General features: G+C 47.0%; 5 protein-coding genes. 3 read left to right on the forward strand and 2 right to left on the reverse strand.

Annotated elements, in window-relative coordinates:
• Window positions 1-270, reverse strand: a 270-nt coding sequence (locus ACKPQ4_RS00515; protein ID WP_407679252.1) for a chorismate mutase, incomplete at its 3' end; no start/stop codon positions are given.
• Between the two features lie 92 nt (window positions 271-362).
• Between ACKPQ4_RS00515 and ilvD the strand changes: the two genes are divergently transcribed.
• The 3 genes from ilvD to ACKPQ4_RS00530 all read left to right on the forward strand — a co-directional run bounded on the left by ilvD (window position 363) and on the right by ACKPQ4_RS00530 (window position 4,102).
• Complete coding sequence (ilvD, locus tag ACKPQ4_RS00520; protein WP_407679253.1) at window positions 363-2,045, forward strand: dihydroxy-acid dehydratase; 1,683 nt, start codon at window positions 363-365, stop codon at window positions 2,043-2,045.
• 31 nt (window positions 2,046-2,076) lie between these two features.
• The gene (locus ACKPQ4_RS00525; protein ID WP_407679254.1) at window positions 2,077-3,648 is read left to right on the forward strand and encodes a glucose-6-phosphate isomerase; all 1,572 of its coding nucleotides are present in this window, start codon (window positions 2,077-2,079) and stop codon (window positions 3,646-3,648) included.
• A gap of 73 nt (window positions 3,649-3,721) precedes the next feature.
• Window positions 3,722-4,102 carry a hypothetical protein gene (locus tag ACKPQ4_RS00530; protein ID WP_407679255.1) on the forward strand — a complete coding sequence of 127 codons (381 nt, stop codon included), beginning with the start codon at window positions 3,722-3,724 and terminating at the stop codon, window positions 4,100-4,102.
• A gap of 3 nt (window positions 4,103-4,105) precedes the next feature.
• Here the strand turns inward: ACKPQ4_RS00530 and ACKPQ4_RS00535 are convergent, their stop codons facing one another.
• Window positions 4,106-4,585, reverse strand: coding sequence for a hypothetical protein (locus tag ACKPQ4_RS00535; protein WP_407679256.1), 480 nt, complete (start codon window positions 4,583-4,585; stop codon window positions 4,106-4,108).
• Between the last annotated feature and the right edge of the window lie 220 nt (window positions 4,586-4,805).

Below are 4,805 nucleotides of genomic sequence, written 5' to 3' on the forward strand. Positions count from 1 at the left end.
AACCATGTCTTTCTCCAAAGCGATGGAGGCAGAAATGATTTCACGGTAAACGGTGCGTAGAGACCCCTCTCGCAAAGGTCCTTCACTGTAACCAGCAAGTTTTTCAAATACTTGTTCTTCACGGGCAGGATCATAGGGGTCAACCCCGGAAAGTTTCTTAATTTTGCCAATTTTGCAGGCTTTACTTACCCGCAAGTTGAGTAACTTGACGATTTCAGAGTCGATTTGATCGATCTCTTCCCTTAGGGATTCTAGTTCGCTTTTATTCAAAACCTATATCCAAAAAAACAATTCGGAAACAATGGCAAGATGCAACCGCATATCCTGCGTTTTCACAACGAAAATAAACGAAAACAAAAAGTATGAGCTGTAATCGAAATTTTTCTTCCATCGTGGTAGATGGAGACGACCGTGCCCCCAATCGCTCGATGCTTCGTGCAGTTGGCTTTGAAGATGAGGACTTTAAGAAACCTCAAGTTGCAGTATGCTCTGCATGGAGTATGGTCACCCCCTGCAACTCTCATTTAGACGAACTCGGAAAGATGTCTGTGGAAGGAGTCGATAGCAGTGGGGGCAAGGCTCTGCCCTTTGGTACGATTACTGTGTCCGACGGTATTAGTATGGGCACACCAGGCATGCGATATTCCTTGGTTTCGCGGGAGGTCATTGCTGATTCCATCGAAACTGTCGTAGGGGCAGAGGGAATGGACGGCGTTGTCACAATTGGTGGTTGCGATAAAAACATGCCCGCCTGCGTAATGGCTCTTGCCCGCCTCAATCGCCCAGGCATTTTTGTCTACGGTGGAACCATACTCCCAGGAATCCACAAAGAAAAAAACTTAGATATCGTATCAGTGTTCGAAGCAGTGGGAGCCCATGCTTCTGGTAATATTTCCCACAACGAATTGACTGAGATTGAAAAGAAGGCCATTCCTGGTCCTGGGTCTTGCGGTGGAATGTACACCGCTAATACCATGTCCTCTGCGATTGAAGCTTTAGGAATGAGTTTACCAGACAGTTCTGCCCAGCTTGCCGTCTCTGAAGACAAACTCGCAGATGCCAAGGCCGCCGGTGCAGCTGTGGTAAATTTGGTTGAGAAAAATATCCGACCCCGTGACATCATGACCCGAGAGGCTTTTGAAAATGCCATTACTGTGGTCATCGCCCTTGGTGGATCCACCAATGCGGTTCTCCATCTACTCGCCATGGCTCATGAAGCGGAAGTTCCTCTTGATCTCAATGACTTCACCGAGATTGGTAAGCGGGTACCCGTACTTTGCGACCTCAAGCCTAGCGGGAAGTACAACATGTCTCACTTCGTACGAATCGGTGGTTTGCGCCCCTTACTTAAAACCTTGCTCGACCATGGCTTACTCCATGGCGATTGCATAACGGTAACTGGTAAGACCCTTGCCGAAAATGTTGCCGACGCCAAGCCCTATGCCCCCTACCCCAGCGGACAAGACCTGGTTCGCCCCATTGAGGATCCGATCAAAAAGGATAGTCACTTACGCATTCTTTACGGGAACCTTGCCTCCGAAGGTGCCGTGGCCAAGATAACTGGCAAGGAAGGCCTAAATTTTTCCGGTACTGCTCAGGTCTACGAATCTGAGGAACAAGCCCTACGTGGTATTCTTGACGGGGAAGTGCAGGCAGGAAATGTAGTAGTGATCCGCAACGAAGGGCCAGTTGGAGGTCCGGGAATGCGCGAAATGCTATCTCCCACCTCCGCCATCATGGGCAAAGGATTAGGCAAGGAGGTCGCTCTTATTACAGATGGTCGATTTTCTGGTGGTAGCCATGGCTTTGTCGTCGGGCACATTACCCCCGAGGCAGCAGTCGGTGGGTTAATTGGTATGCTTGTTAATGGAGACCCCATAACTATTGATGCAGAAAACAACCTACTTACCTTAGACTTGCCCGATGAAGAAATTGAAAGGCGTAAACAAATCTGGCAAAATCCAGGCCCCAAGGAAAAACGGGGTGTGCTTGCCAAATACGCTAAACTTGTAAGCTCTGCTTCCCTTGGGGCTGTAACCCACTAAACCTTTTTAAACCCATTCAAATTTTTTCACTATGGACTCCTTCCTTTATCAAAGATTTCCCGAACTGGGATTCGCCTCGGACTTTCGACTCGCTGAATTCCCTCAAGATTATTTCTCCCAAACCCAGGACCTCCTAAAAGATGCTTATTCATCAATGAAAGCACTGGAAGCCGGAGCTATTGCCAACCCTGATGAAGCCCGGATGGTCGGCCATTACTGGCTGCGTAAACCCGAGCTTGCCCCCACTTCCGAAATGACTGAGGACATACGGAATACCCTAGAGAAGGTAAAACAGTGCGCCCGCCGTGTAAAAACTGGCGAACTAACGAGTCCAAGTGGCTCTTTTACTGATCTTTTAGTGATTGGAATAGGGGGCTCCGCCTTAGGTCCACAGTTTGTTGGCAAGGCACTGGCCAATTCTTCAGGGGACGATCTGGTGGCTCACTTTTTTGACAACACCGATCCTGACGGAATGGACTTTACTCTGTCCCAAATTGGCCAAAAACTGGCTACCACTCTGGTGCTTGTGATATCAAAATCTGGCGGTACGCCCGAGACCCGCAATGGAATGATCGAAGCCCAGTCTGCGTTTCAAAAAGAAGGACTGGATTTTAGCAAACAGGCAATAGCCGTAACTGGACAAGGCAGTAAACTCCATCAAATTTCGGAGAAGGAAAAGTGGTTAGATTTTTTCCCAATGTGGGACTGGGTAGGTGGCCGTACAAGTGAAACCGCTGCTGTTGGCTTATTGCCCGCCGCCCTGCAGGGCTTTGATATCGATCAATTACTTGCTGGTGCAGCTAATATGGACGAACTTACAAGATCGGAGGATACTCAACGTAACCCAGCTGCCATGCTTGCACTGAGTTGGTATTGGCTTACTGCCGGCACCGGTGCGAAGGACATGGTCATTCTACCCTATAAAGACCGATTGGAATTGTTCGCCAAGTATTTGCAGCAATTGATCATGGAATCTTTGGGTAAGGAAATGAACCTCGAAGGAAAGAAGGTAAACCAAGGAATTGCGGTCTACGGAAATAAAGGCTCCACCGATCAACATGCTTATGTTCAGCAACTGCGCGAAGGGATCCCCAATTTTTTTGCCACCTTTATCGAGGTTTTAAAGCACCGTGAAGGTGAATCGGTAGAGGTCGATGAATCTGGAATGAATTCGGGCGACTATTTGCACGGCTTTTTTCTTGGAACACGTGATGCCCTCCTGGAAAAGGGAAGACGCTCCATTACCCTAACCATTGATCAGGTTGATGCCAGGTCAGTGGGAATGCTCATTGCTCTATACGAGCGGGCAGTTGGATACTATGCCACTATGATAGGAATCAATGCATACCACCAACCCGGTGTGGAAGCAGGTAAAAAAGCGGCTGCACGGATCTTGGCGGTACGCAAACAAGTAGAAGACTGGATGTCGGCCAACCCAGAGTGCCCAATAAATGCAGAACAGCTTTCCCTTAATTTGAATATTGAGGAACAGGTCGACTGGGTGTTCAAAATTCTCGAAAGTTTGTCCGCCAACCAGCCAAGAAAGTTTGTGCGGGAATCAACGGAATCGCCACTTAATGATACTTTTATCCACCGAGTTTGATCTGCGGTGCAAGGATTGGGAATAAAGATGGATTGATTTCTCCGCCAAGAATGCCTTCTATTAATTGTAAATTATGGCAGCAACCCTGAATAAAGATGGAACCCCGAGGAAAACTGGCAGTGGAAAAACCAAGGGAGCGGGGTGCTTTGCAAAGATTAAGTGGGAACAATTAAGGGAGTTTGTTCAGGATGATGAAAATATTCTTGTTAGCCGTGTGTGGTTGCGATCGGTAGGTGCACTAAATCAAAAAAAAGGATCTAAGAAAAAACTCGCAAAAGTTACCACGACCACAAAATATGCAAGTAAAACATTTCTTCCCAAAGCTTCGAACACGCTCCCCAAATTGAAAGCTAAAGCAGAAAATAAAGAAACTTCCAATTACCCCAGAGGAGATGAGGACGAATATGATCCGCCTCCCCTTTTTGCTTCCATGGGGGAGATCAAAAAGTACTGATTTTTAAAACGGCGAAAAGGGGGAAGGTTCAAAAGGAGCTTCCTCTTGTGCCGGAGGAAAAGGGGAAGAATCGTCCGAAATAGGATCAAAAGTACTGTTCACACTAGGAGAGAACTCTTCACTTTCATTTGCATCTGAATCAACATTCTGAACGATGAGTGTTAGGTTGCCATCATCATCGAGATAAGAGGTTATGGATGTATCAGGACTGGCTTCCAAGTCCTCCGAGCGGACATCTCTCACCCACCAGTCTTGGTACTCAAGTTTGCCTTCTTCTTTATATTGCTGAACCGCACCCCATCGTGAACCAGCATATTCAGGAACCAGCAACCTTCGATCAGAATCGTAGCTGTAACGGGCATCCCAAGCCTTCTGGACATACGCAGGAGGCCGACTCCCCCCAGTGGATTCTACAATACTGACAGGCAGGGAATCTGAATGTTTTTTGGAGCAAGAAGATGCTATGAGAAAACATAGAATCATAAATGAACATGTTAAATTACGGAAAGACATATCTTTTACCATTACATTACAATTCGATCTTTGACTAAAAATCAATCCTTTGTTGGTCGATCATACCAAAACCGGCAAGCTTTCTGGCTTCTTAAAAAAAAAGGCATACCCATCAAAGGAAGGACCAAGCGCAAGATGGCAAGGTCGCTATACCAAGCCAATTTTCGAGCTGAAGAAATTACAGGAGGGT

The organism is Candidatus Chordibacter forsetii (genome assembly GCF_964187505.1).
GTDB classification, from domain to species: domain Bacteria; phylum Verrucomicrobiota; class Verrucomicrobiia; order Opitutales; family Seribacteraceae; genus Chordibacter; species Chordibacter forsetii.

Coding starts and splice junctions, on each gene's coding strand:
- ACKPQ4_RS00530 (WP_407679255.1), top strand. CDS start 3,722: ATGGCAGCAACCCTGAATAAAGATGGAACCCCGAGGAAAACTGGCAGT.
- ACKPQ4_RS00535 (WP_407679256.1), bottom strand. CDS start 4,585: ATGATTCTATGTTTTCTCATAGCATCTTCTTGCTCCAAAAAACATTCA.
- ACKPQ4_RS00525 (WP_407679254.1), top strand. CDS start 2,077: ATGGACTCCTTCCTTTATCAAAGATTTCCCGAACTGGGATTCGCCTCG.
- ilvD (WP_407679253.1), top strand. CDS start 363: ATGAGCTGTAATCGAAATTTTTCTTCCATCGTGGTAGATGGAGACGAC.